Below are 2,166 nucleotides of genomic sequence, written 5' to 3' on the forward strand. Positions count from 1 at the left end.
CGCTGCGGATCCCGATCGCCGAGCGCGCCAAGCCCCGCAAGATCTCCATCGGCGCCGGCTCCGGCCGCAAGGAGATCATCGGCTGACCCCGGCCGTCCCCACGTCGGAGAGCGGGTGCCCGATCCCCCTCACCCGCTCTCCGCGCCCCAGCCCACCCGCACGTGCCGTTCCCCGGTGCCCGAAAGACCACCGGCCGCAGCAAGAAAGGCAACCATCCCCGTGATCTCGCACCGGCTCCCGCAGGCCCAGCAGTCGTACGGGACGGCGTATGAACAGCTGTTGGAGAAGGTCCGCCACAAGGGCGCCTACCCGACCCGCGAGAAGGCCGACGAGGCCGTCCGCCTGGTGCTCGCCGGCCTGGGGCGCCAGCTGACCGGCGACGAACGCGCCGAGTTGGCCGCCTGCCTCCCGGCGGAGGCGGCCCGTGCGCTGACCGGGCAGGTTCCCGACCCCCGGCCGCTGACCGGCTGGGCCTTCGTCAAGGACCTCGCCGTCCGCTCGGGCGCCTCGCAGGCCGTCACGCGCTGGGACACCGGCTCGGTCTTCTCGGCCGTCGCCGCCTGCGCCGGTCCCGGCCTGACCACCCGGATCCTGCGCCGGCTGCCCAGCGGTTACGCCCTGTTGTTCGGCCGCGCGGAACTCGTCCCCGTCGGGCTATCAATGGGAAACCCCCGCCTCAAGGAAGACCGGAGCCCCATCGAGGCGGGGTCGTAACCAGGACCTGATGCACATCGCAGGCCGCTGATCCGGACACCTGCCGCTCTTCGTGTCGATGAACGACACGCCGTCGCCGTTCAGACACCACTCCCATATTGGTGTCCAAGCCTTGGCGGGGGACCGGGAACGGGGGCCCGAGGACGAGGGAGGTTGCCGGTCGGTCAGGCGGCGGGCGGGTTGAGCGGCAGGTTCGCGGTGATCTGCTTGCCGGAGGGCAGCTGTGCGACGGAGAAACCTCCGCACAGTACCGAGACGATCTCCATGCCGTGCTGTCCGATCCGGGCGGGGTCCGGCTCCCTCGGCAGCGGTGGCTGCGGTGAGGTGTCCCACACGGCGATGGCCATGGCGTCGCCGATGATGCGCAGTTCGATCCCGCAGGGCCCGTCGGTGTGTTTGACGGCGTTGGTGACCAGCTCCGAGACGACCAGCATCGCGTCCCGGACGGTGGCATCGGTCACCGCCGCTCCACGGGCACCGGTCGTGCGCAGGAAGTTGCCTGTCACCTGTCGGGCGGCGGCGATCGCACCGCCCGTGCCCGGGAAACTTTCGCTGACCCGCATGGCACCGTCTCCCGCGTCCTGCCCGCGGCCGCGGCCGGTACGGTCCACCGCCGCGTGGTCAGGACGCATGCTGCCCCCCATCAGGTTCCGTCAGAAGTCGCTTACCCCGTTGCACTCCGTCACACCGAACTATCGCACCGCGTGCGCGGGGCCGCGACCACGTTCCCGGAGTCCATGCACACTGAATCCTCCGCCCTACAGCGACGGCACAGTCGGCATACTTGCCACATGTCGACAAGCGAACGCGCTTCCAGAAGCCTGCCGGTCGTCACCGCGGCCGGTGACCTGGACGCCAGCAACCTGGGCCCGCTCGACGTCGAGCTTCAAGCCGCTGCCGAAACCGCCTCCGGCGTGATCCTCGACATCAGCGCCGTGACCTTCGCGGACTCCACCTTCCTGAACCTGCTGATCCGCACCCACCAGCACACCGAACTGCGGATCGTCGGCCTCCGGCCGCCGTTGGACCGGCTCTTCCACCTCGTCGGAGTCGACACCCTGCTGCGGGTCTTTCCCACCGTCGCCGAAGCCCGGGTCGCCCGGGCCTAAAGGGGGCCCCGGCGCCGCCGCTGCGACCGCTGCCGCCGCCCCCGCGCCGATCTGCGGGCCGAGGGCCACGTTCTTCGCCTTGGCGGGCGTCGGATCAGCTCTCGGCGGGCTCGCTGGCCTCTTGGTCGATGGTGAGCAGGGCGAGCAGATCGGCGACGGTCGGTCCGGCGTCCGCCGGGTGGCGCAGTGCGGTGCCGGAGGGGATCTCGTATCGGTTGGAGCGTCCGACGCGGGTGTGGGCGAGGTATCCGCCGGTCTCCAGGTCGGCGATGATCTTCTGCACGGCGCGTTCGGTGAGCAGGCAGTGCGCGGCGATGTCCCGTACACGGCTCCCCGGGTCGCG

General features: G+C 71.0%; 4 protein-coding genes and 1 pseudogene. 3 read left to right on the forward strand and 2 right to left on the reverse strand.

The genetic code is table 11. The features are described 5' to 3' along the window. Together BM076_RS35450 and BM076_RS35455 are read left to right on the forward strand one after the other, a co-directional pair. A pseudogene (locus tag BM076_RS35450) lies at window positions 1–86 on the forward strand (Hsp20/alpha crystallin family protein); the annotation flags it as partial. A gap of 133 nt (window positions 87–219) precedes the next feature. Next, window positions 220–714 (forward strand): DUF2267 domain-containing protein, encoded by a 495-nt coding sequence (locus tag BM076_RS35455; RefSeq protein WP_093717896.1) that lies wholly within the window; start codon window positions 220–222, stop codon window positions 712–714. 164 nt (window positions 715–878) lie between these two features. On the opposite strand, the gene BM076_RS38255 is transcribed toward BM076_RS35455, so the two are convergent. Beyond that, window positions 879–1,358: an ATP-binding protein gene (locus tag BM076_RS38255; protein ID WP_093717897.1), complete on the reverse strand. Its 480-nt coding sequence runs from the start codon at window positions 1,356–1,358 to the stop codon at window positions 879–881. Between the two features lie 147 nt (window positions 1,359–1,505). Between BM076_RS38255 and BM076_RS35465 the strand changes: the two genes are divergently transcribed. Beyond that, the gene (locus BM076_RS35465) at window positions 1,506–1,823 is read left to right on the forward strand and encodes an STAS domain-containing protein (protein WP_177246779.1); all 318 of its coding nucleotides are present in this window, start codon (window positions 1,506–1,508) and stop codon (window positions 1,821–1,823) included. Window positions 1,824–1,917: 94 nt separating this feature from the next. Here the strand turns inward: BM076_RS35465 and BM076_RS35470 are convergent. Further along, the coding region (locus tag BM076_RS35470) for an ArsR family transcriptional regulator (protein ID WP_093717899.1) at window positions 1,918–2,166 on the reverse strand (249 nt) is incomplete at its 5' end.

It is taken from the genome of Actinacidiphila alni (assembly GCF_900112845.1).
Classification (GTDB): domain Bacteria; phylum Actinomycetota; class Actinomycetes; order Streptomycetales; family Streptomycetaceae; genus Actinacidiphila; species Actinacidiphila alni.

What these genes read in the sequence shown, in the direction of transcription:
- BM076_RS35465 (WP_177246779.1), top strand. Translation starts at nt 1,506, where the DNA reads ATGTCGACAAGCGAACGCGCTTCCAGAAGCCTGCCGGTCGTCACCGCG.
- BM076_RS38255 (WP_093717897.1), bottom strand. Translation starts at nt 1,358, where the DNA reads ATGGGGGGCAGCATGCGTCCTGACCACGCGGCGGTGGACCGTACCGGC.